Source organism: Kiloniellales bacterium, from assembly GCA_030066685.1.
Classification (GTDB): Bacteria; Pseudomonadota; Alphaproteobacteria; order Kiloniellales; family JAKSBE01; genus JAKSBE01.
Map to the genome: position 1 here is coordinate 44659 of JASJBF010000032.1, position 20869 is coordinate 65527.

20 protein-coding genes and 1 tRNA gene are annotated in these 20869 nt (G+C 67.7%); 12 read left to right on the forward strand and 9 right to left on the reverse strand.

Going from position 1 to position 20869, the window contains the following annotated elements; translation table 11 throughout:
• The first annotated feature begins 17 nt into the window (after positions 1-17).
• Both QNJ30_18445 and QNJ30_18450 read left to right on the forward strand, forming a co-directional pair.
• Positions 18-458 carry a VOC family protein gene (locus QNJ30_18445; protein ID MDJ0945453.1) on the forward strand — a complete coding sequence of 147 codons (441 nt, stop codon included), beginning with the start codon at positions 18-20 and terminating at the stop codon, positions 456-458.
• A 72-nt stretch (positions 459-530) separates the two neighbouring features.
• Positions 531-1559 (forward strand): DUF4240 domain-containing protein, encoded by a 1029-nt coding sequence (locus QNJ30_18450; protein ID MDJ0945454.1) that lies wholly within the window; start codon positions 531-533, stop codon positions 1557-1559.
• A 592-nt stretch (positions 1560-2151) separates the two neighbouring features.
• Here QNJ30_18450 and QNJ30_18455 read toward each other — a convergent pair.
• The 3 genes from QNJ30_18455 to QNJ30_18465 all read right to left on the reverse strand — a co-directional run bounded on the left by QNJ30_18455 (position 2152) and on the right by QNJ30_18465 (position 4388).
• Entirely contained in the window at positions 2152-2706 is a 555-nt protein-coding gene (locus QNJ30_18455; GenBank protein MDJ0945455.1) for a DUF2948 family protein, read from the reverse strand.
• A 32-nt stretch (positions 2707-2738) separates the two neighbouring features.
• Positions 2739-4025 (reverse strand): UDP-N-acetylglucosamine 1-carboxyvinyltransferase, encoded by a 1287-nt coding sequence (gene murA / locus QNJ30_18460; GenBank protein MDJ0945456.1) that lies wholly within the window; start codon positions 4023-4025, stop codon positions 2739-2741.
• A gap of 141 nt (positions 4026-4166) precedes the next feature.
• On the reverse strand, positions 4167-4388 hold the full coding sequence (locus tag QNJ30_18465; GenBank protein ID MDJ0945457.1) for a hypothetical protein: 222 nt from the start codon (positions 4386-4388) through the stop codon (positions 4167-4169).
• A gap of 381 nt (positions 4389-4769) precedes the next feature.
• On the opposite strand from QNJ30_18465, the gene QNJ30_18470 reads away from it, so the two are divergent.
• The 7 genes from QNJ30_18470 to QNJ30_18500 all read left to right on the forward strand — a co-directional run bounded on the left by QNJ30_18470 (position 4770) and on the right by QNJ30_18500 (position 12326).
• Positions 4770-5471 carry an ankyrin repeat domain-containing protein gene (locus QNJ30_18470; protein ID MDJ0945458.1) on the forward strand — a complete coding sequence of 234 codons (702 nt, stop codon included), beginning with the start codon at positions 4770-4772 and terminating at the stop codon, positions 5469-5471.
• A gap of 173 nt (positions 5472-5644) precedes the next feature.
• A tRNA-Thr gene (locus QNJ30_18475) sits at positions 5645-5719 on the forward strand.
• 345 nt (positions 5720-6064) lie between these two features.
• Positions 6065-6760, forward strand: a complete 696-nt coding sequence (locus QNJ30_18480; protein ID MDJ0945459.1) for a methyltransferase domain-containing protein — start codon at positions 6065-6067, stop codon at positions 6758-6760.
• A gap of 234 nt (positions 6761-6994) precedes the next feature.
• The gene (locus tag QNJ30_18485) at positions 6995-7240 is read left to right on the forward strand and encodes a hypothetical protein (protein ID MDJ0945460.1); all 246 of its coding nucleotides are present in this window, start codon (positions 6995-6997) and stop codon (positions 7238-7240) included.
• A 388-nt stretch (positions 7241-7628) separates the two neighbouring features.
• A complete protein-coding gene (locus QNJ30_18490; GenBank protein ID MDJ0945461.1) occupies positions 7629-9476 on the forward strand; it encodes an ABC transporter ATP-binding protein in 1848 nt (615 codons plus the stop codon).
• Positions 9477-9814: 338 nt separating this feature from the next.
• A complete protein-coding gene (locus tag QNJ30_18495) occupies positions 9815-10663 on the forward strand; it encodes a hypothetical protein (protein ID MDJ0945462.1) in 849 nt (282 codons plus the stop codon).
• A gap of 157 nt (positions 10664-10820) precedes the next feature.
• A complete protein-coding gene (locus QNJ30_18500; GenBank protein ID MDJ0945463.1) occupies positions 10821-12326 on the forward strand; it encodes an AAA family ATPase in 1506 nt (501 codons plus the stop codon).
• A 32-nt stretch (positions 12327-12358) separates the two neighbouring features.
• Here QNJ30_18500 and QNJ30_18505 read toward each other — a convergent pair whose 3' ends face one another.
• The 5 genes from QNJ30_18505 to QNJ30_18525 form a co-directional block, all read right to left on the reverse strand.
• Entirely contained in the window at positions 12359-13291 is a 933-nt protein-coding gene (locus QNJ30_18505) for a CmcI family methyltransferase (protein MDJ0945464.1), read from the reverse strand.
• A 315-nt stretch (positions 13292-13606) separates the two neighbouring features.
• The gene (locus QNJ30_18510) at positions 13607-14281 is read right to left on the reverse strand and encodes a tetratricopeptide repeat protein (GenBank protein MDJ0945465.1); all 675 of its coding nucleotides are present in this window, start codon (positions 14279-14281) and stop codon (positions 13607-13609) included.
• Positions 14282-14563: 282 nt separating this feature from the next.
• Positions 14564-15550 carry an MDR family oxidoreductase gene (locus QNJ30_18515; GenBank protein MDJ0945466.1) on the reverse strand — a complete coding sequence of 329 codons (987 nt, stop codon included), beginning with the start codon at positions 15548-15550 and terminating at the stop codon, positions 14564-14566.
• Positions 15551-15611: 61 nt separating this feature from the next.
• Positions 15612-15992, reverse strand: a complete 381-nt coding sequence (locus QNJ30_18520; GenBank protein ID MDJ0945467.1) for a VOC family protein — start codon at positions 15990-15992, stop codon at positions 15612-15614.
• A gap of 26 nt (positions 15993-16018) precedes the next feature.
• Positions 16019-17185 (reverse strand): acetyl-CoA acetyltransferase, encoded by a 1167-nt coding sequence (locus QNJ30_18525; protein ID MDJ0945468.1) that lies wholly within the window; start codon positions 17183-17185, stop codon positions 16019-16021.
• A 313-nt stretch (positions 17186-17498) separates the two neighbouring features.
• On the opposite strand from QNJ30_18525, the gene QNJ30_18530 reads away from it, so the two are divergent.
• On the forward strand, positions 17499-17795 hold the full coding sequence (locus tag QNJ30_18530; protein ID MDJ0945469.1) for a Usg family protein: 297 nt from the start codon (positions 17499-17501) through the stop codon (positions 17793-17795).
• A 24-nt stretch (positions 17796-17819) separates the two neighbouring features.
• Here QNJ30_18530 and QNJ30_18535 read toward each other — a convergent pair whose 3' ends face one another.
• Positions 17820-19166, reverse strand: coding sequence for a dihydroorotase (locus QNJ30_18535; protein MDJ0945470.1), 1347 nt, complete (start codon positions 19164-19166; stop codon positions 17820-17822).
• A gap of 160 nt (positions 19167-19326) precedes the next feature.
• On the opposite strand from QNJ30_18535, the gene QNJ30_18540 reads away from it, so the two are divergent.
• Complete coding sequence (locus tag QNJ30_18540) at positions 19327-19845, forward strand: hypothetical protein (protein ID MDJ0945471.1); 519 nt, start codon at positions 19327-19329, stop codon at positions 19843-19845.
• A gap of 60 nt (positions 19846-19905) precedes the next feature.
• Complete coding sequence (locus QNJ30_18545; protein ID MDJ0945472.1) at positions 19906-20802, forward strand: folate-binding protein; 897 nt, start codon at positions 19906-19908, stop codon at positions 20800-20802.
• The last annotated feature ends 67 nt before the right edge of the window (positions 20803-20869 follow it).

Consider the following 20869-nt stretch of genomic DNA (forward strand, 5'->3'; position numbering starts at 1 on the left):
CACAGGAGATAGCTTCGATGCAATACCTGCACACCATGGTGAGGGTCGCCGACCTGGACGCCTCGCTGGACTTCTACTGCAACAAGCTGGGGCTGGTGGAAACCCGGCGCTACGACAGCGAAAAGGGCCGCTTCACCCTGGTCTTTCTCGCCGCCCCGGACGACGTGGAGCGGGCCAAGGAGAGCAAGGCGCCGCTGGTCGAGCTGACCTACAACTGGGATCCGGAGGACTACACCGGCGGGCGTAACTTCGGCCACCTGGCCTATCGGGTCGAGAACATCTACGAGACCTGCCAGAAGCTCATGGACGGCGGCGTGACCATCAACCGGCCGCCGCGGGACGGCCACATGGCCTTCGTGCGCTCGCCCGACGGCATTTCGATCGAGCTGCTTCAGGCCGGCGAGTCCCTGCCGCCCGCGGAACCCTGGGCTTCGATGGAGAACACCGGCAGCTGGTAGAGGGCGGCATCCTGGGCTCGGGGGCCTGCGGCGTTAAGGCTTCCTTAGAGGGCCGCGCCTAGACCCAGGGGCATGGCCGAGAACTTCCAGCCGAGCTTCGCCGACCTCGAGCGTGACCTGGAGCGCTACGCCGCTCTCCACTGTGAGCGGGACGACTCCGGGCCGACCCCGATCGCCTACGGCTACTACGAGGCCGAGCGCCAGGTTTTCGGCCTCTACGTCGAGGCCAGGGCCTACGACCAGCTGGTGCACTACCTTCTGACCCAGCGGACCTACGTGCAGGGCCTCAACGACTACTTCCTCGAGGTCAGCCGGCTCCTGCTGGAGAAGCGCCAGACGGCCCGCCTCACGCGGCTCTGGCGTAACGCCGCCGCGCAACAGAAGCAGCATTTCTGGGAGCTGGTCGCACTGCGCGACCGCTTGGACGTCGAGGACTCCCTGGTCCGGGCGAAGGCGCTGGCGCTGAACACTCTCCGCAGCTTCCGCGACGCCCTGGCGACCCTCGGCGAGGTCGAAGCCTGCCACCGGCTCGACGGCGAGATCCTTCAGCTCGAGGAGGAGCGCCGGCCGAAGCCGCCAGGCAAGCCGGACCCCAGGGCCATGACCGAGGATCTCTTCTGGGAGCTGATCGAGACCGCCCGCAAGGCCGGCGGATCCCCGGACGAACAAGTTGCCGTACTGACCGAGAGCCTGGCCGGTTTCAAGGCATCGCAGATCAAGGCCTTCGAGAAGCTGCTCTTCGACGTCCTGGCCCGGGCCTATCACTTCGACCTCTGGGCCCTCGCCTTTCTGGTGCAGGACGGCTGCTCGGACGACGCCTTCGAGGCCTTCCGGGCCTGGCTGGTCCTGCGGGGGCGGCAGGCCTTCGAGCTGGCCCTGGCGGAACCGGCGCGCTTCCTGATCGAGCATCCCACGACTTCGCACAACGCGGCCGAGGCCCTGCTGCAGGCGCCTGCCGTCGCCTACGAATGGCGCAGCGGCAAGGCCCTGAAGCCCGCGAAACGGCGGCCGATCCGCATCCAGGGCGAGGCTTGGTTGGAGGAGGATCTGCCGGCGCGCTACCCGGAGGTGATCGCACAGCTCCAGGCCATGCGGTCGTAGGGAACGCCCGGGCGCCCTCGTCACCCGGTCCCCGAAAAAGGAAAGAGCCGCCCCTTCGGGCGGCTCTCCACGGAGTTGGCGATTTCCTAATCCGTGATCAAGCGATCGTGGCGCCTAGGCCGTCCAAAGAGGCTGCTCAATGACCGGCGAAAGACACCCGAAACAGGACATCGCACCCAACTCGCTAGACATTGGATCACCTCCTTTCTGCTGTTGATGACGAAAGCGCCGATCGCTGCTTGGCAACTCGATCTGCGCATCTTCAGCCTTCAATGAAAGGCGTCGTCTGTCAACAATAAGCGCGGTTTCTATTGCAAGCCTTAACAAAAAGGGTGGAATCCGCGGGCCCTGACCTTGCCTCTGGGCCTAGCGCCGATGGCCGAGTCGCTGCGCGCCCCGGTTGCGCTCGGCCCGCTCCCGCCTCATCTCCAGCCGTTCCGCTCCTCACGGAATCCGCTTTTTTGGCTGTCATGCCCGGACTTGATCCGGGCATCCTTGGTGCCGCCTGCCCGATGGATCCCCGGGTCGAGCCCGGGGATGACACCAAGGGAAAGTCTACGGCGGAGCGAGGCCGACAAGATCAGGTCGCCGTCTAGTCTTCCCCGGCCTCGCTCGCGGCGGCCTCGTCCTGGTGGTGGGGACGCCAGCGGGTCGGCCAGGGTTGGCCGAGGTCTTCCAGGTGGCAGAGGATCTCTGCGACCTCGAGGCGGATCGCGCCGCCGCCGGAGAAGCTCAGGGTCACGGACTGGGGATCGGCCTCGATGCTGAGCAGGTTGAGGATCTCGTCGCGCTTGCGGGCGTCGAAGCCGCGGAAGCGCACCGCGCGGACCCGGTCGAAGGTCAAGCCGGCATTGACCCGCTGGTAGGGCGGCATCGCCCCTTCGGCGTCCTCGAAGCGCGCATCGCCGTCCTCGGCTCCCGGGGCCGCCGCCTCGGCTTCGGCCTTGGCCCCGACCTCGGCCGAGAGCTCGCTCTCCTCCGGCGCGCTCTCCCACATGAAGCGGTTGACCACCAGGACGAAACGCCGCTCGGGCTTCAGGAAGGCGATGTCGGCCAGCGGGACCAGGGCGTCCTGCAGGCAAGCAGACAAAACCCGCAGATCCTCGGGATCGCGGGCCCGGAGTTTCAGCCGCCCTTGCCGTGCCATGGTGTCGTCCGCCCACTCCCCCGGCGGTCAGGTCAAGTCTTGAGGCGCTCGATGTCCGCGCCGCAATCCGCCAGCTTGCGTTCCACGTGCTCGTAACCGCGGTCGAGATGATAGACTCGATTGACCAAAGTCTCACCCTCCGCGACCAGGCCGGCGAGAATCATGCTGACGCTGGCGCGCAGGTCGGTCGCCATGACCTCGGCACCGTTGAGGCGCGGACGGCCGTGGATCGTGGCCTTGGAGCCTTTGACCTCGATGTGTGCGCCCATGCGGCAAAGCTCCGAGACGTGCATGAAGCGGTTCTCGAAGATCGATTCGGTGACCTCGGAGGTCCCTTCCGCGGTCGACATTAAGGCCATGAGCTGGGCCTGCAGGTCGGTCGGGAAGCCCGGGAAGGGCGCGGTCTCGACCGTGGCCGGGGAAAGCCGGCCGTTGGCGCGCTTGACCGAGAGCCCCCGGTTGCTCTCGCGCACGCTGACGCCGGAGGCCTCCAGCACCTCGATCACGGCGCCAAGGTGCTCGGCCCGCGCGCCCAAAAGGTCGAGCTCGCCGTCGGTGATGGCTGCGGCCATGGCGAAGGTGCCGGCCTCGATCCGGTCGGCGACGACGGCGTGCTCGGCGCCCTGCAGGCGCGCCACGCCCTCGACGGTCAGCGTGTCGCTGCCGATGCCGGTGATCCGGCCGCCCATCTTGTTCAGGCAGTCGGCGAGATCCGAGATCTCCGGCTCCCGGGCGGCGTTGACGATGCGGGTCGTGCCCTGGGCCAGGCTGGCGGCCATCAGCAGGTTCTCGGTGGCGCCGACAGAGACCTGGGGGAAGACCACCTCGGCGCCCTTGAGCCCCTTGGGCGCCTTGGCGACGATGTAGCCCTCGAGCAGCTCGATCTCGGCGCCCAGGGCCTCCAGGGCCGAGAGGTGCAGGTCGACCGGGCGCTGGCCGATCGCACAGCCGCCCGGCAGCGAGACCTCGGCGTGGCCCTCGCGGGCCAGGATCGGGCCCAGCACCAGGACGCTGGCGCGCATCTTGCGCACCAGGTCGTAGGGCGCCCGGGTCGAGGTGATGCGCCCGGCGGTCAGCTCGACCAGGCGGTTGGAATAGCCGCTGCCCCGGGCGTTGCCGTTCATATAGACGCCGACGCCGTGCTCCGAGAGGATATGCGCCATGAAGGAGATGTCGGCCAGGTCCGGCAGGTTGGTCAGCCGCAGGGTCTCCTCGGTGAGCAGGCTCGCGGCCATCAGCGGCAGGGCCGCGTTCTTGGCCCCGCTGATCACGATTTCGCCCTTGAGCGGCTGGCCGCCGCGAATTCTTATCTGATCCATGAAACTCCGCCTGGATTGGCTGCTATTGCTTAGCGCGCCGGAGGGAGAGCCGAATCGCCTTGGGATCGGCCCCGGGGACGGAGCCTTCTAGGCCAAAGCCCGCCGGCGCGAAAGCCCCGCCGGAGGAGAGTCGCCAGCGCCTCAAGGCGCCCCGCCCTCTTCGCCCTCGCCCTTCGGCCCGGCGGCGGCGTCCTCGCGGCGCACCGCCCCGGCCACCCGGGCACGCGTCTGGTCCTTGCGCTTCCTCAAATTCTGCCTGAGGGCCTCGGCCTGACGGGCCTTGCGGTCCGCCAGCGCGGCTTCGCCTCGCTGCGAAAGACGCGGTCCGCCCGCGGCCGAGTCCCGCGGATCGTGCTTGGTCATGAAGGCCAAAAGTGGGCGGGAATTGGGGCAAGGTCAAGGCGCGGCCCAGAGAAATCACAGACCTTACCGGGAAGTGAAGGCCAGCCGCCACACGCTGAAGTCGTAGGGGGACGGTGCGGAACCGCGAGTTGTGTGAAAGGATTGTAGCCCCATGTTGCCAGGCGTCGACGGCGCCGTTCCTATCTCTGTTATGCCCGGACGTGATACGGGCATCCATCGAGCCGCTGGCACCATGTATCACCGGGTCGCGCGCAGCGGTGCGAAGCACTGGGCTACGCCCCGTACGCGCCCCGGTAATGACAACCGAGTCGGTGGTCGGGCATCAAAACCTACGTGGCCTCGTTGGTCCTTGGCTCAAAGAGAAAGACCGAGAAACAGGGCATGAACAAGAAGGACTTCTTCGCCGCCGCAGCCGGCTGGGACTTGGCGGCTCTGGAGGATGCCCTCGCCCGGCGGCCGGAGCTGGCGGCGGCGCAGGACCGGCAGGGTCGTCGCGCGGTCCATCTGGTCGCGCGCAGCAAGGCCGAGGCCCTGTCCCGGCCGCCGAAGGACGCCATTGCCGCGATGAAGGTGCTCGAGGCCGCCGGGGCCGACCTCCGGGCCGTGCAGGAGATCCCCGACGGCGGCGCGGTCTTCCCGGCCAACGCCCTGTGGTACGCCGTCGGTCACGGCCGCAACCGGCCCCTCGCCGTCTACCTGCTGGACCGGGGCCTGCCGCCCGACCACTGCCTCTGGACCGTGGTCTGGACCGCGGACGAAGAGCTCTGCGCCCTCCTGCTGGCGCAGGACCCGTCGCTGGAGCTCGCCTTCGACGGCGAGACGCCGCTGTTCTACGCGGTCCGCCTGCGCCGCTTCGCCGTCATGGCCCGGCTCCTGGCCGCCGGCGCCGACCCCAACACCGCCGACACGAGCGGCCGCACGCCCCTCCACCTGGCCGCCGCCCGCCGATACCCGACCGAGGTCGTCAACGCCCTTCTGGCCGCCGGCGCCGACCCCGCCCGGCCCGATGCCCGGGGCCGCAGCCCCCGCGACCTCGCCCGCGAGAAGGCCAGCCGTAAGCTCCAAGCCCTTTTGGGGGTTTAGCCCCCGGCCGACCCGCCACCTACATTGTCATCACCGGGCTCGACCCGGTGATCCATGGCGGCAGCCAAGCCAGAACGGACCTAAGGGGCGCGCGCCATCATCGCGCCTCTTCACCCCTTGCCATCGCAAGCCCTCGGTGGCATCTTCCGGCCCGGTCACCTGCCTTTCAGCGTGCCGCGGTAGCTCAGGGGTAGAGCACACCCTTGGTAAGGGTGGGGTCGGTGGTTCAATTCCACTCCGCGGCACCACCTATCTTACTGAAATAAATTGGTAGTCATTCGGACGCTGATTCCGGTCCGGTCCGGAAGATTCCGGGAAGATCCGGCCGCGAACGGGGAATCGCCGGGGAAGACGTTCGCGCAGCTTTCACGCCAGACACGGTTGCTGCCGTGGCAACCTCCGCCGGCGCGACCTCCGCCTCGGGCGGCGTCTAGCAGCCGGCCACGAAGTAGGCCGCCATTGGGGTGGCCCGGGTGAAAGGGGTCATGCTCGGCTCTCTAGGATGCGGCTCCGATAGGTCGAATTTTAGATTTCGACAGTGTCACCTGGACATGTAATCTGGCCCCACGGCGGCTAATCGGGAAATCAATACCGTGTCCAGCACAAGCATCTATACCTCTGGCGAGTATCTGGCCAAGCACCCGGATTGGCACGCTGGCGATTCTGCTTTTAAGGCAGCGCATATTCTGAAGATTGTTGAGGACAACGGCATCCGGCCGCGGTTCGTCTGCGATGTCGGCTGCGGCGCCGGCGGCATCGTGAAAGCGATGGCAGCCAAGATGCCGGGTGTGGAATTTAGAGGCTACGACCTGAGTCCAGACGCCGTGAGGCTGGCGGGTGATGAACGGATACTTTGCGGAGACTTTTTTCGGGAAGACACCGCCTATGATTTGGTCCTCGCGATCGATGTCTTCGAACATGTCCCGGACTACATGGGCTTCCTCGAAGCGCTGGTATCACGTGGACGCTGGTTTGTCTTTCATGTTCCTCTCGACATCAGCATTCTCGGGCTTCTTCGAGGCAAGCCGATGACGTTTCGGGCCGATCTGGGACACCTGCACTATTTCTGGAAGGCCACAGCTCTCGCCACCTTGAGAGACACCGGCTACGAGGTCGTCGACTCGTTCTACACCTTCAGTGCCGGGTTGAATAGACCGCACAGGCTACGCCGGCATGCACTCAATCTTGTACGCCAAACACTCTTTGCGGCTGATAAGGATACTGCAGCGTTGCTTCTGGGCGGCTATAGCCTGATGGTTTTGGCCAAACCAGTAAACGCTACGTCTTGAATTTGATTGCATCTCACTTCGTGGTGCTGACCGCAAAGTTGCCATTGTCGGCGCCCACTGAGATCCTCATTAAGTGGCCTGAATAATTGCGTTGTCATTGCCGAATATGGATGACGTAAAGAATCCTTCGCACATTTGAAGGAAGGGTTGGTGGCCCGTGAACCTGGTTAGGTTGGTTTTGCCGGAATCAGCTGCCCCAGAGGAGAGGGGGCGCGAAGCGCAGGGCCACGCCCCATGGAAGAGGACAAAACCAAGCTTCTATTGAACGTCTTCAAGATCGACGACGAGCGGATCCAGGACTGCGCAGGCACGGCGCTAAGCGCCCTGAAGCACATTCTGCGCGGCAGCGCCGAGAACACGCTGAACGCAGTGTTCGACGCGGAGGCAGAACTGTTTGCGGGTCCTGACCGTTGCGAGCGCAGCGAAGCCCGACGAGATACCCGGGCCAGATCGCCAGGTAGGCATCATAGAGCCGGGTAATCTTTGCGTGGTTCTCGACCTTGTCGCCGCGAGTCCGGGGCGCCGCCGACCAGCTCGCCCGCTTCGGTCAGCAGATCCTTCGCTGTCCTTGTGCTTTCACCTCCTCCATACAGGCCTTTAATCTCAGGACCTGGACCGACGGTCTCGGGTCGCGGACGTCCCGGCATGCCGCATCGACGCCGGGGGATCACAGGTCCGAAGAATCGGGCTATAAGACTTTCCGGGCGCGTTTCGCACCATTCGCTTAAGCGGTAGAGGCGGATCGGCCGGCGCTGATCCGCCGCCAGTCGTCCGCGCAGGACGCGCCGGCGTAGCAAGACCAACAGAGACAGTCTGAAACGGCGCGGGGCGCGGCCCTGCGCGGAAGCCGGAGCGGCGGCAGAGGGCGATGTATCGGTTTTTCGAGGACCTGCTGGATCCGCTGGCGCCGGCGCCGGTGGAGGCGCCGCCCCAGGGCACGGCGGCCTTCTTCGGCTACTTCCTGGGGCCGATCAAGGGACTGCTGATCGCGACCCTGGTGGTCTCGGCGCTCTATTCGCTCTGCGAGCTGGCGCTGTTCTGGTTCGTCGGCGTGGTCATCGACTGGATGCAGGCGACCGGGCCCGAGCGCTTTCTGGAAGAGCACGGCCCGGCGCTGATCGGCATGGCCGTCGTGGTCGGGATCGTCCGGCCGGCGATGATGCTGCTGGCCCGGGCGCTGGTCACCTTCTCGATCACGCCCAGCCTGGGCAACCGGGTGCGCTGGCGCAACCACCGCTACGTCCTGCGCCAGAGCCTGTCCTTCTTCCAGAACGACTTCGCCGGCCGGGTCGCCCAGAAGGTCATGCAGACCGGCCCGGCGGTGCGCGAGGCGACCCTCAGCGTGGTCGACGCCGTTTGGTACCTGGTGATCCTGGTCGCCGGCACGGCGGCGCTCTTCGGCGGCCTGGACTGGCGGCTGTTCGCGGTGATCGCAGTCTGGACCCTGGGCTATGCCGCGGTGATCGTCTTTCTGGTGCCGCCGGTCAAGACCCGCTCGGCGACTCTGTCGGAGGCGCAGTCGGCCCTGACCGGGCGGATCGTCGACAGCTACACCAACATCCAGGCGGTCAAGCTCTTCGCCCACGCGGCGCGGGAGGACCACTTCGCACGCGACGGCGTGGCCCGGCACACCCGCTCCTTCCAGGAGCTGATGCGCACGGTCTTCACCCTGACCTGGACCCTGACCGCCCTGAACACCGCGCTGATCGTCTCGGTCGGCGCGCTGTCGATCCTGCTCTGGCTCGAGGGCCTGGCGTCTCCCGGCTCGGTGGCGGTGGCCATGGGCCTAGCCCTCAGGATCAACCAGATGTCGGGCTGGATCCTGCGCATGATCGCCAGCCTCTTCGAGCAGGTCGGCACGGTGCAGAACGGCGTCGAGACCATCGCCCAGCCCTACAGCGTGGTCGACCACGCCCAGGCGCGGCCGCTGGAGGTGCGCCGGGGCGCGGTCGCCTTCGAGGGCGTGCGCTTCCGCTACGGTGCGGAGGAGCGTCAGGTGATCGAGGACCTGAGCCTGTCGATCGCGCCGGGCGAGAAGGTCGGCTTCGTCGGGCCCTCGGGGGCCGGCAAGACCACCCTGGTCAACCTGCTGCTGCGCTTCCACGACCTGGAGGCCGGGCGGATCCTGATCGACGGCCAGGACGTCGCCGGCGTCACCCAGGAAAGCCTGCGCGCGGCCATCGGCATGGTCACCCAGGACACCTCCCTGCTGCACCGCTCGATCCGCGACAACATCCGCTACGGCCGCCCGGAGGCCAGCGAAGAGGAGATCCTGCGCGCCGCCGCCCTGGCCGAGGCCGACCGCTTCATCCCGGAGCTGACCGACCCCAAGGGCCGCAGCGGCTTCGACGCCTACGTCGGCGAGCGCGGGGTCAAGCTTTCCGGCGGCCAGCGCCAGCGCATCGCGATCGCCCGGGTGATCCTGAAGGACGCGCCGATCCTGGTCCTGGACGAGGCGACCTCGGCCCTGGACTCCGAGGTCGAGGCGGCGATCCAGAGCCAGCTGGGGCACCTGATGCAGGGCAAGACGGTGATCGCGATTGCCCACCGGCTCTCGACCATCGCGGCGCTGGACCGGCTGATCGTGCTCGACCAGGGCCGCATCGTCGAGGAGGGCAGCCACGCCGAGCTGCTCGAGCGCGGCGGCCTCTACGCCCGCCTCTGGGCCCGCCAGTCCGGCGGCTTCCTCGGCGTCGACCAGAAGATCAGCGCATGAAGCCGGTCCAAGACCGGACGGCCGCCGTGTCCGAAGCTGTCAAGGCCGGCGACGCGAAGGACAGAAGCTCGAGCAAGGAACAAAGCGCCCTGTCACCCTGGGCTCTGTCACGGCTTTGCCACAGGCTCTGGTGACGGTTTTCACTGGTGGTGCGTAGGCCGCGGGGCCAGACTGCGGCCCGAGGAAGAGGCCAGCGCCGAGACGTCGCCCCGCGACCGCCGGCGCCCTGCGGCAGGCAGGCCGCATTCCCCAAGGCTTCATCCGGCGGGCGGGACCGCGCCACGGCACTCAGGTCCCTCAGCCTCACAGCACAACAGCCAAGAGAGGTCATCCAGACCATGAAACGTGGACTTGCCATCGGTGGCGGCATCGTCGTGGTGCTGATCCTGGTCGTCGGGATCGGCGGCTATTACCTGCTGAGCAACCTCGGATCTCTCGTCGTCGCCGCGGTCGAGCGCTACGGCTCGGAGGTCACGCAGACCCCGGTCTCCCTGGCCGACGCAAAGGTCGACATCACCTCGGGCGAGGGTGCGCTGAGCGGCCTCAAGGTCGGCAACCCCTCGGGCTTCAAGTCGGACAGCGCGATCTCCCTGGGCGAGATCGCGGTCAAGCTGGACACCGGTTCGGTCACCGAGAAGACCATCGTGGTCAAGGAGATCGCGGTCTCCCAGCCGGAAGTGACCTACGAGATCAGTGAGGCCGGCTCCAACATCGACGCGATCCGCCGGAACGTCGAGGCCTTCGCGGCCGCCCAGGGCGGCAGCGGCGGCGCCCCGGGCGGGTCCGACCAGCCGGCCGCCGAGGGCGGCGACGGCGAGCGCAAGCTGGTGATCGACGACCTCTACATTCGCGGCGGTACGGTCAAGGTCAGCGCCACCTTCATGGAGGGCGAGACCCTGAGCGCCGTCCTGCCGGACATCCATCTGACCGGCATCGGCAAGGGGACAGGCGGCGCGACGCCCCAGCAGGTGGTCGAGCAGATCGTCGCCGCCCTCGGCGACGAGACCGGCAAGGTGATTTCCGGCATGAACCTCGACGCCCTGCGCCAGGGCGCGACCGGGCTCCTGAAGGAGGGCGCCGGCGCGGCGGCGGGTGCGGCCGGAGAGGCCGGCGGCGTCGCCGGCGAAGCGCTCCAGGAAGGCGCCGAGGAAGCCGAAGGCGCGATCAAGAACCTGCTCGGCGACTGAGCCGACCCCGCTGCGGCGGGACCCCAGGACAGGAAGACGCGGCCGCCGCTCCGAACCCGGAGCGGCGGCCCTTTCCGTTCTGCGCTTCACGCTTGGGTAACCCCTGCACGATCTAATCTCGCCACCGGCCAAATGCGGAACCTCGGCGAGAAGCCCCATGCCTAGCCCAGCGAAATCCAAGTCCAGGAAAGACGAGGCACCAGTCTGCAATTTCTGCGGAGAGAGCAGAGACCAGGTGGAGTTGCTGCTTAAGGGCAAGGGCGCCTTCATCTGCGACGCCTGCATTCGACACGGCGGCAAGCTCGTCGTCGCGCGCGCCGCAAGCGCGGGTATCGAAAACGCCTTCGAGTTGATCGCCCTTCACGTCTCGCCGATATCGCCGAATGAGCTCGTCAGCTCGAGCCGGACATTTCCTCTTCGCGTGCGAGCAGATCTGCAGTCGGCCGTCGACGAGCTTCTGACCGATCGCGCCACTAAGACCGTCGGCATCCATGTCCCTTATCGCCATGAAGCGATTGGCATCTCTTCGCTGCTGTCTACCGGCAGAAATGCGATCCGGGTTGCGCCTTTGCAGTTCGAAGACGTCGACACAGGTGACGACGTGCCCAAACGCTGTCTGAAAGATGCGCTCTGGGTATTCCACCAGGACGAAATCCCGGTGGTGGCCGTTCTGAACTCCCACCACACCTTTCGTGGAGAGGACCGTCTGCATATCGAATTGGCGGTTCCCCCGGGCGAGGCAGGACAGGCCCTTGTCAGGCATTGCTTCGACGCGATGGAGAAGGCCGTCAACGACGCAAGGAGCTACAGGGGCAAGGTCCTGTCCCTGGAGCAATCCGATCCCTACTCGGGATTGTCGAGCGGCCTCACCGTGCACAAGCTACCGCCGGTCGAAGCTGCGCACTTGATTTTGCCGGAGAAGACACTGCGCCAACTGGAGCGCAACATCGTGGAGTTCGCGCAGCAGCGCTGCGAGCTGCGGCAGCTTGGCCAAGCGACGAAGAAGGGGCTGCTGTTCCATGGACCGCCGGGCACCGGCAAGACTCATACAGTCAGCTACCTTTCGAGCCGCCTGCCGGATCACACCACCCTGATCGTCGCCGGCGACCAGGTCGGCGTCCTGGGTGAGTACTTCACCCTGGCGCGGCTCCTGCAGCCGGCGATCCTGGTGATCGAGGACGTTGACCTGATCGCGCAGGAAAGAACTGCGATGGAATCGCCGTGGCAACAGGTCCAGCTCAACAAGCTTCTGAACGAGATGGACGGCTTGCGCGAGGATGCGGAGATCTTCTTCGTCCTCACGACCAACCGTCCGGACACGATCGAGACGGCGCTGGCTGGTCGCCCCGGCCGCATCGACCAGGCGATCGAGTTCCCTCTTCCGGATGCCGACTGCCGAGCGAGGCTCGTCGCCCTCTATGGATCCGGCTTGAGTGTGTCGGCCGAGGTTGTCGAGCGGATCATCGCGCGGAGCGAAGGCGTAAGCGCCGCCTTCGTCAAGGAGCTGATGCGTCGGGCCGCCCAAGCATCCCTTGCGGCCAGGCGCAAAGGAACGATCTCGGCCGAGGAGATCGATCTGGCAATGGAAGACCTTCTGTTCGCGGGCGGGCGCCTCAATCGCAGCATCCTTGGTGCCGCCGCGAACGAAGCGTCCGGAGAATAAATCCCCAGCCGTTCTCTCGAGGCGCGTGCGCCTCAGACCCGGCGGAAGATCGAGTCGAAGGATGCGGTGGCGTTCTGGCCGAAGAAGTCGGTGTAGCGGGTATCGACCTTGTAGGCGCCCGGGGTCTCGGCGAGGAAGCGGGCGAGGGCCTGGGACTTGATCGAGCTGTCCTCGACCACGAGGTAGTCGCCGTGGCGCAGCTGGGGGTGCAGGTGGCGCAGCACCCCGAGCACGTTGACGTGGGCATCCTCCACCACCAGCCAGGGATGGCCCAGGCCGATCAGCTCCATGACCGGCAGGACCTCGGCGATGCGCTCGCAGTCGCCGCGCAGGAAGCGGACCCGCGGGTGGGTGACCTCGGGCCGCTTGATGTCGACCGAGACGACCTTGCCGGCGAAACCGAAAGCCTGGAGCAGGTCGGCCATCCAGAGCGCGCTGGCGCCCGAGCCCGAACCCAGCTCGATGATGGTCTTGGGCTGCAGCTCCCAGATCAGCATGGGATAGATGGCGAAGTCGTAGACCGTCTTGAAGAGCGGCAGGCCGCGCCAGCGCAGGCTGTCCCAGGCGCCCTGGCTCAGGCTCATGTCGTGGGGATCGATCTCGCTGCGCCGCGGCTTCTGCCCCGGCTTTTCGATGCGCCGGATACGGTAGTCGATGAAGCGGCCTTCGTCGAAGCGGTCGAGAAAGCCGCGCAGGCGCTCCAGCTCGGGCGGCGGCGTGCTGCGGCGCGGGGCCTGAGGGCCCAGCACCAGACCGATCGGCACGCCGGGACCCGGCCGCAGCGCCTGGGTCAGGATCCGCTTGAGGTGATTGTCGAAGAAGGTCGGCACCCCGCCCTGGTCGTCGTCGATCTTGCGGTCCAGGGCCTCCAACAACGTCGCGGCGCGGTCCCGCAGATCGGCTCCGGACGGCTTCGGCGCCTTGGGTCGCTTCGCCTTGGGGCGTTTCGGCATGTCGGGAGCCATCAACAACCTGCCCCAGGCCTGCGCACGGCCCCGGGACTTCCCTGCGCGATGCAGTCGTCGAGCATGACTCGGACAGGCTCCTGAAACAGGATCGCTTCGCACCGCGGCGGTGCGAAGCGTGAATGATGCTTGTCTTAAGGCATAGATCAAGTTTCACGAACCAGATTGATCCGCTCCGGGCCGGCCTCGAACTGGCGCACGTCCCGATCAGACGCGCTCGCGTCCGGCCGGGAAGAGTACGCCAATACGTTGAAGGCAGGCCATTAAATCCGGCCGGATGGGTCGCAAAGCGGTTCCACCTAATCGGATCATACCCTAGGGAAGGAGTGCCGCCCGCTCGGCTGCCGCCCTGCGTTCCGCCTCCGACACCTGCTGCGCCAGGCGGGCCCGCAGTCCCGCGACCTCTGGAACCCCGGCCCGCTCCGCGTAGTCGTACCAGGCCAGGGCCTCGACCAGGTTCTTCGGCGTGCCCCGTCCGGTCTGGTGCAGGCTGCCCAGGTTGACTGCGGCCTGGACGATCCCGCCGCGCAAGGCCGCTTCATAGAGCGACAGGGCGGCTGCAAGGTCCTTCTTGACCCCCAGGCCCTGCTCCTTGAGGACCGCCAAGTTGTACTGCGCCTGCGGCAGACCCTGGTCGGCGGCGGCTTGGAACCAGCGCGCCGCGCCGGCCGGATCCGCCAAACCGGCACCGCCGCGTCGGAGCATCAGCGCCAGGCGATACTGCGCCTGGACATGACCGGTCTCGGCGGCGCGCCGGTACCATCTCTGGGCCCGGGCCGGATCGGCCGCCGTCCCGAGGCCCCGCTCGGCAAGCTGACCGGCCCGGTACATGGCCTCGACGTCCCCTGCCTCGGCCTTGCGCTCGTACCAGGCCAGCCCGATCCGCTCCTCCCAGGGCAGGTCTTGCCAAACCGGCTCCTCGGCCCGGGCCGAGGTCGCGCAGACCATGGCCGCGACGAGCAGTGAAGCTGTGACGCCGCGTTGGAACATCAGGGCTCCAGCGGGGCGTCGAAGTGGCCGACCCGGCGCCCCTCGGCATCGGCAAGAGGTGCGGCGTGGCAATCCACCACGCCCAAGGTTCGATAGCAGTAGCGGGGTGCAAAGGATGGCGCCGCCGGCGCGCAGGCCGCCAACAGAAGCACCGCGCAAAGGCCGGCACCGATGCCCGCCGCTCTCTTCCCCCCAGACATAACACCTCAAGAATAAGGCCAAAGCTCGGCTCCGGCCAGAAGGAAGGGTCGAGGACGGCAGGAAGCGCGGCAGGGCCTCCGCTCAGCGGTGAAGGTCGACGACCAAGCGGCCCCGGACCCGGCCCTTGAGGATGTCCTTGGCCAGGGCCGGCAGGTCGGCCAGGCCGGCTTCGCTGGTCATGCCGTCGAGCTTGTCCAGGGGCAGCAGCTCGGCGAGCCGCTGCCAGGCCGCTTCGCGGCGCGGCTTGGGGCACATCACCGAGTCGATGCCCAAAAGGTTGGCGCCGCGCAGCAGGAACGGCAGCACCGTGGTCTCCAAGGTCGGACCGCCGGCCAAGCCGACCGCGGCGACCGAGCCGCCGTAGGCCATCTGCGACAGGACGTTGGCCAGGGTCGTGCTGCCCACCGAATCGACGCAGCCGGCCCAGCGCGCCGCGCCCAGCGGCCGCTCGGGCGGGGCCGAGAGCGCGGCCCGCTCGATGATCTCGCCGGCGCCGAGCTCCTTCAGGTAGGCCTGGGTCTCGGCCCGTCCGGTCGAGGCGGCGACCTCGTATCCGAGCCGGGCCAACAGGGTCACCGCGACCGAGCCGACGCCGCCCGCCGCGCCGGTGACCAGGACCGGGCCGGAGTCGGGGCGCACGGCATGTTCCTCGAGGGCGGTGACCGCCAGCATCGCGGTGAAGCCGGCGGTACCGATGGCCATGGCCTGCTTCAGGCTCAGGCCCTCGGGCCGTGCCACCAGCCAGTCGCCCTTGACCCGGGCCTTCTCGGCGAAGCCGCCCCAATGGACCTCGCCGACCCGCCAGCCGGTCAGCACGACCTCGTCGCCCTCCTTGAAGTCCGGATGCCGGCTCTCGGCGACCCGACCGGCGAAGTCGATCCCCGGCACGTGGGGATAGTCGCGGACCAGCCGTCCCTGCCCCTCAAGGATCATGCCGTCCTTGTAGTTCAGGGTGCTGTAGTCGACCGCGACGGTGACGTCGCCCTCGGGCAGACGCGACTCCTCGAGCTCCTGGATCGACGCGGTGACTCCGCCGTCCGTCTGCTCCAGCAACAGGGCTTTGAACACTCTACTCCTCCCCAGGTGAATGTCGGAGACCTTGCCTGGCGCCGGCCGCTCCGGGCCCGGATCAGGGCCAGACCTTGGCCTTGTCGTCGAAGTCCCCGGTCTGCGGCCGGACGACGCAGAAGCGATGGCCGCTGGGCGCCTCCATCACCCACCAGCGCTTGACCTGGGCAATCCGCTTGGCCCCAAGCTTTTCCAGGCGGGCGACCTCGGCCTCGACGTCGTCGGTCTCGATGTCCAGGTGCGCGCGGCTGGCATGGTCGACCTGCTGGAGCAGGATCATGACCTCGCCCGGCGGCGACTCCAGTTCGACGTAGTTCTGGTTCGAGGGGTCGTCGGAGCGCCTGGCCGGGCGGCCCAGGGCCGCGCCCCAGAACGCGACGTCGCGCTCGAAGTCGCCCTCCTGGCAATCGACGACGACCACGCCCAAGCGGCTCTTGTGCATCCGCGCCTCCCCTGCGCGATAGAGGATCAGCGCAGCGGCTCGAGGATCGAGGCGTAGTTGGCCACGGCCGCCCCGCCCATGTTGAAGATGCCGGCCAGCTTGGCGTCCTTGACCTGCATGTCCTCGGCCCGGCCCAGGACCTGCATCGAGGCCATGATGTGCATCGAGACCCCGGTGGCGCCGATCGGATGGCCCTTGGACTTGAGGCCGCCCGAGGGATTGACCGGCAGCTTCCCGTCCTTCTGGGTCCAGCCTTCCAGGATCGCCTTGGCGCCCTGGCCGCGCGGGGTCAGGCCCATGGCCTCGTACTCCAGCAGCTCGGCGACGGTGAAGCAGTCGTGGGTCTCGACCAGGTCGAGGTCGTCGAGCCCGAGCCGGGCCTTGGACAGGGCCCGCTTCCAGGCGACCTCGCAGCCCTCGAAGAGAGTGATGTCGCGCTTCGACATGGGCAGAAAGTCGTTGGCCTGGGCCGCGGCCCGGAAGACCACGGCCTTGTCCATCGACAGCGCGGTCTCGACGTCGGCCAGGACGACGGCCGCAGCGCCGTCGGAGACCAGGGAGCAGTCCGTGCGCTTGAGCGGCCCGGCGACGATCGGGTTCTTGTCCGAGACGTCGCGACAGAACTCGAATCCGAGGTCCTTGCGCAGCTGGGCCCAGGGGTTGGCGACGCCGTTCCTGTGGTTCTTGGCAGCGATCATGGCCAGGGCCTCGGTCTGGTCACCGTGCTTCTGGTAGTACTGCTGGGCGATGCGCCCGAAGACCCCGGCGAAGCCGCCCTCAATCTCCGCCTCCTCCTTGAGATAGGAGGCCTTGAGCAGCACGCCGCCGATCTCCGGCCCCGGTATACCCGTCATCTTCTCCACGCCGACCACCAGGACGAAGCGGCCGCGCCTGGCCTCGATGGTCTTCAGGCCCTGGTGGATCGCCGCGCTGCCGGTGGCGCAGGCGTTCTCGACCCGGGTCGCCGGCTTGAAGCGGAAGCGCTCGTCGGCCTGCAGGACCAGGGAGGCCGGAAAGGCCTGGGGCGAGAAGCCCTCGTTGAACTGGCCGACCACGATCTCGTCGACCTCCTCCGGCTCCAGGCCGGCATCGGCCAGGGCCTCCACCGCGACCCGGACGATCAGGGACTCCGGATCCTCGCTCTCGTGCTTGCCAAAGGGCGTGTGCGCCCAGCCGACGATGCAGGCGGTCATTTCGGGTTCTTCCTCCGTCTCTCGCTGTGGCGCCCAAGCTAGCAAAGGCGCGGTCCCGGGCACAACGCCAGCGCGCCGACGGTCCGGCCCATTCCCCTCGCAACCACTCCTTCCAAATCGGCCCAAATGCGGAAAAATTCCAGGTCAAACCCGGCTGATCTCCAGCTCGGAGAGCGGAATCCGCAGAAATCCGCGGAATCGTGGTTAAGAAATCTTTAGCGCCGGTAACCCTTCGGCAGTGGTTTCGCGGGATCATATCTACCGAGCGGCATAACCACTGACTGCCCTCTCCACGGTATGAAGGAGACGCGAGATGCAGGAACTGGAAATCCCCGCCGACGAGCTGCCGACGGTCGATCCCTCTCTCTCCGACTACCGCTTGACCACGGCCGAGATCTTCTACCACCTGCCGGACTACCCGGACATGGTCCAGACCTACGTCTGGCAGGAACTCGACCGCCTGCCCGATTTCCCCAAGCTGCACGACTTCCTAGGCCTCTGGGAACGCGAGATCGACGGCAAGCTGCACTCGATCCGGGTCGCCTACGTCGACATCATCCGGGCCGGCGAATGGCTCGACACCAATACCGGCAACGACATCCCGGTCTAGCCGAAGCCGCCTTCAAACCGGCTCTCAGCCGGCCTCTCCCACCATCGTCTCGAGGAAGCGGACCGGCCGCCCAGCGGGCGGGCCGAGCAGGCTGTCCTCGCGCATCACGACCTGGCCGCGGATCACGGTGGCGATCGGCCAGCCGGAGACCTCGACGCCCGCGAAGGGCGACCAGCCGCACTTCGAGGCCAGCCAGTCCTCGGAGATCTCGCGCCGGGCCTCGAGGTCGACCAGGGTCAGGTCGGCGTCGTAGCCGACCGCGATCCGACCCTTGCCGGCGATGTTGTAGATCCGCGCCGCACCGGCGCTGGTCAGGTCGACCAGCCGCTCCAGCGTCAGGCGGCCCTGGCTCAGGTGGTCCAGCAGCAGTGGCAGCAGGGTCTGCACCCCGGGCATGCCCGAGGGCGTCGCCGGATAGCCGCCGGCCTTCTCCTCGCGGCTGTGCGGCGCGTGGTCCGAGCCGACCACGTCGACGATCCCCTGGGCGACGGCCCGCCACAGGCCCTCCCGGTGCTCGGCGCCTCGGATCGGCGGGTTCATCTGGGCGAAGGACCCGAGCCGCTGGTAGCAGTCGGGCGCGGCCAGGGTCAGGTGCTGCGGCGTGACCTCCACCGTCGCGATGTCCTTGTGCTGCGACAGGAGTTCCATCTCCTGGGCGGTGGTGACGTGCAGGACATGAACCCGCCGGCCGGCCCGGCGGGCCAGGCCGAGCAGGCGCGTCGTCGCCCGGATCGCGGTCTCCTCGTCGCGCCAGACCGGGTGCTGGTCGACCTCGGCGCCGCCCCGCACCAGGGCCAGGCGCTCGCGCAGCCGGGCCTCGTCCTCGGCGTGGACGGCGACCCGGCGCCGGCCCTTCCTGAGGACCTGCAGCAGGGTCTCGTCATCCTCGACCAACAGGCTGCCGGTCGAGGAGCCCATGAAGATCTTGACCCCGCAGCAGCCCGGCAGGCGCTCCAGATCGGCCAGCTCGTCCTGGTTCTCCTCGGCCGCGCCGACGAAGAAGGCGTGATCGGTCCAGGCCCGGCCCTGGGCGCGGGACAGCTTGTCGGCGATGGCCGCGGCGGTGGTGGTCGAGGGCTTGGTGTTGGGCATCTCGAAGACCGCGGTGACGCCGCCCAGGGCCGCGGCCCGGGTGCCGGATTCCAGGTCCTCCTTGTGCTCCAGGCCCGGCTCGCGGAAGTGCACCTGGGTGTCGATGACGCCCGGGAGGACAGTGAGGCCGCGGGCGTCGAGAACTTCCTCTGCCGCCGAGGGATCGAGGCTGCCCAGCGCAACAATCCGTCCATCGGCGAGCCCGACGTCGGTCTGCTGCACGCCGCTCGGGGTGGCCACGGTGCCGTCCTTGATCAGCAGGTCGAAACGTGCGGGCACTTGCCGCTTCCTCCTTGAGATGCGGGTTGAAACCGGTGGTTCCGGGCCTGCGACCGCCCTAAGGGGGCGGCTCGAGCCGGGCGTCGTGTTACCGGGATATTAAGACCGGCGCGACAGAGTCATTCAAGCATTTGGGCAAGAGTAGGGGTCGATCGCAGCCATGCCCTGGATCAAGGTTGCCGTCTTCGCCGTGGCCCTCAGCGGACTGGTCGTCTGGGGCAGCCGGGCCTTTCTGACGGTCCAAGGCTATGCCCCGCAGCAAGAGACGGCTGCCTACAACAGCGAGGCCGGTGCCGACACCGGGTCACGAATCTGGAAAGCCTTCAAGAACGGCGGCCACACCGCCTGCTTCTGGACCGACGGCACTGGTCTTCAGCTGGCTCTGGCATACATCAAGTACCGGGTCGGAGTGACCGAGGATCAAGCCCGGGAGTGGACGGCGCTTCGCTCTGGTCTCACCGAGGCCGGACCGACTATGGCCGAAGCTTGCGGCTCCCTGATCGACCGGGGCGTCGGCTTTCGGATCCGAAGCTGGGATGACCTGGGCGAGCACGCCGGCCCAGTCCGGGAGCAGGTCGCCGCCCTGCGCCCGGACTTCGAGGCCTTCTACGGCGCGCTGAACGATGAGCAGCGGGACCGTCTGCGCGCCCTGGTCCAGCCCTACGCCAAAGGCCGGTAAAGCCCTTGCCAAAACCCGGCCTTTGCCCCACATCGAAGGACCGATGTCGGGAGTCGGTCGATGCCTCAGCCCCAAGCCCTGATCCTGGATGACCGCGGCGTCCTCGCCGTCGAAGGTCCCGACGCCCGCAGCTTCCTGCAAGGCCTGATTTCCAACGACGTCGAGCGCGTCGATGAGCAGCGGGCGATCTGGGCCGCGCTGCTCACCCCGCAAGGCAAGTTCCTGCACGAGTTCACGATCTTCCAGGCCGAGCCGGAGACCCTGCTGCTCGACTGTGAGGCGGCGCGTCTGGCCGACCTCATGAAGCGGCTCTCGCTCTACAAGCTGCGCTCCAAGGTCGCTCTCCGGGATGCCTCCGGGTCCCATTTCATGGCGGCCTTCTTCGGCGCGGGCGCCCTGGACTCCCTGGGCCTGCCCGCAGAACCCGGACGGGCCGTTCCCATGAACGGCAGCCGGGTCGCGGTCGACCCGCGGCTCGCCGAGCTCGGTGCCCGGGCTGTGATGCTCAAAGCCGACGGCAACGCGTCCCTCGACCTGCCCGGCTTCGATCCGGCCGCAAGGGCGGACTACGACCGCCTGCGCATCGCCCTCGGGGTGCCCGACGGCAGCCGCGACCTGCAGGTCGAGAAGGCGATCCTGCTGGAGAACGGCTTCGACGAGCTCAACGGCATCGACTGGGAAAAGGGCTGCTACATGGGCCAGGAGCTGACCGCGCGCACCCGCTACCGCGGCCTGGTCAAGAAGCGCCTGCTGCCGGTGGGTTTCGAGGGGCCGACGCCCGCCTCCGGGAGCCAGGTCACCTGCGACGGCAAGGACGCCGGCACGGTCTTCTCCAGTGTCGGAGACCAGGGCCTCGCCCTGCTCCGCCTCGAGCGCCTGGACGGCACCCTCTTGGCCGGCGGAACCGTGGTAACGCCGCGGCTGCCCGACTGGATTTCGCTTCCCGAGCAGGGCTAGCGGGAAATCGGGGTCCAAAACCGCGACCTGTGACAAAAGCCACGCCGAGGACCACAGGCCGGGCTTA

Coding starts and splice junctions, on each gene's coding strand:
- QNJ30_18445 (MDJ0945453.1), top strand. CDS start 18: ATGCAATACCTGCACACCATGGTGAGGGTCGCCGACCTGGACGCCTCG.
- QNJ30_18465 (MDJ0945457.1), bottom strand. CDS start 4,388: ATGACCAAGCACGATCCGCGGGACTCGGCCGCGGGCGGACCGCGTCTT.
- QNJ30_18525 (MDJ0945468.1), bottom strand. CDS start 17,185: ATGACCGCCTGCATCGTCGGCTGGGCGCACACGCCCTTTGGCAAGCAC.
- QNJ30_18505 (MDJ0945464.1), bottom strand. CDS start 13,291: ATGGCTCCCGACATGCCGAAACGCCCCAAGGCGAAGCGACCCAAGGCG.
- QNJ30_18540 (MDJ0945471.1), top strand. CDS start 19,327: ATGCCCTGGATCAAGGTTGCCGTCTTCGCCGTGGCCCTCAGCGGACTG.
- QNJ30_18495 (MDJ0945462.1), top strand. CDS start 9,815: ATGAAACGTGGACTTGCCATCGGTGGCGGCATCGTCGTGGTGCTGATC.
- QNJ30_18520 (MDJ0945467.1), bottom strand. CDS start 15,992: ATGCACAAGAGCCGCTTGGGCGTGGTCGTCGTCGATTGCCAGGAGGGC.
- QNJ30_18545 (MDJ0945472.1), top strand. CDS start 19,906: ATGCCTCAGCCCCAAGCCCTGATCCTGGATGACCGCGGCGTCCTCGCC.
- QNJ30_18500 (MDJ0945463.1), top strand. CDS start 10,821: ATGCCTAGCCCAGCGAAATCCAAGTCCAGGAAAGACGAGGCACCAGTC.
- QNJ30_18455 (MDJ0945455.1), bottom strand. CDS start 2,706: ATGGCACGGCAAGGGCGGCTGAAACTCCGGGCCCGCGATCCCGAGGAT.
- QNJ30_18510 (MDJ0945465.1), bottom strand. CDS start 14,281: ATGTTCCAACGCGGCGTCACAGCTTCACTGCTCGTCGCGGCCATGGTC.
- QNJ30_18450 (MDJ0945454.1), top strand. CDS start 531: ATGGCCGAGAACTTCCAGCCGAGCTTCGCCGACCTCGAGCGTGACCTG.
- QNJ30_18470 (MDJ0945458.1), top strand. CDS start 4,770: ATGAACAAGAAGGACTTCTTCGCCGCCGCAGCCGGCTGGGACTTGGCG.
- QNJ30_18485 (MDJ0945460.1), top strand. CDS start 6,995: ATGGAAGAGGACAAAACCAAGCTTCTATTGAACGTCTTCAAGATCGAC.
- murA (MDJ0945456.1), bottom strand. CDS start 4,025: ATGGATCAGATAAGAATTCGCGGCGGCCAGCCGCTCAAGGGCGAAATC.
- QNJ30_18490 (MDJ0945461.1), top strand. CDS start 7,629: ATGTATCGGTTTTTCGAGGACCTGCTGGATCCGCTGGCGCCGGCGCCG.
- QNJ30_18530 (MDJ0945469.1), top strand. CDS start 17,499: ATGCAGGAACTGGAAATCCCCGCCGACGAGCTGCCGACGGTCGATCCC.